3 rRNA genes are annotated in these 929 nt (G+C 52.0%); all 3 read right to left on the reverse strand.

Going from position 1 to position 929, the window contains the following annotated elements:
* Nucleotides 1-112, reverse strand: a 5S ribosomal RNA gene (gene rrf / locus BLX42_RS23430); the annotation flags it as partial.
* Nucleotides 113-221: 109 nt separating this feature from the next.
* Nucleotides 222-337, reverse strand: a 5S ribosomal RNA gene (rrf, locus tag BLX42_RS23435).
* A gap of 131 nt (nt 338-468) precedes the next feature.
* Nucleotides 469-929 (reverse strand): 23S ribosomal RNA (locus BLX42_RS23440); the annotation flags it as partial.

The following is a 929-nucleotide window of genomic DNA, read 5'->3' on the forward strand; positions in this document are numbered from 1 at the left end:
GACGATGACCTACTCTCACATGGGGAAACCCCACACTACCATCGGCGATGCATCGTTTCACTGCTGAGTTCGGGATGGGATCAGGTGGTTCCAATGCTCTATGGTCGTCAAGAAATTCTGTGTGCCGGCCCGTCCTATGGACGTACCCGCGAATCTCTGTAGTTCCTACTTAAAGACAAAACCCCTACCTGCTTGCGCAGATAGGGGTTTTGCGAAATGAATCTTGACGATGACCTACTCTCACATGGGGAAACCCCACACTACCATCGGCGATGCATCGTTTCACTACTGAGTTCGGGATGGGATCAGGTGGTTCCAATGCTCTATGGTCGTCAAGAAATTCTGTAGCCAGAATGTCCAGATGGACAGCCCAGCGAATTCGGATATGCGATAGTTGTGATGTTGCGAACTTTCGGTTCTTTCGTCTTCACCACCACAATCTGCAGAAGCAAATTGCTTGGGTGTTATATGGTCAAGCCTCACGGGCAATTAGTATTGGTTAGCTCAACGCCTCACAGCGCTTACACACCCAACCTATCAACGTCGTAGTCTTCGACGGCCCTTTAGGGGATTCAAGATCCCAGTGAGATCTCATCTTGAGGCAAGTTTCCCGCTTAGATGCTTTCAGCGGTTATCTCTTCCGAACATAGCTACCCGGCAATGCCACTGGCGTGACAACCGGAACACCAGAGGTTCGTCCACTCCGGTCCTCTCGTACTAGGAGCAGCCCCTCTCAAATCTCAAACGTCCACGGCAGATAGGGACCGAACTGTCTCACGACGTTCTAAACCCAGCTCGCGTACCACTTTAAATGGCGAACAGCCATACCCTTGGGACCGGCTTCAGCCCCAGGATGTGATGAGCCGACATCGAGGTGCCAAACACCGCCGTCGATATGAACTCTTGGGCGGTATCAGCCTGTTATCCCC

The sequence above is a fragment of the Pseudomonas sp. SG-MS2 genome, assembly GCF_009933855.1.
GTDB lineage: Bacteria > Pseudomonadota > Gammaproteobacteria > Pseudomonadales > Pseudomonadaceae > Aquipseudomonas > Aquipseudomonas putida_E.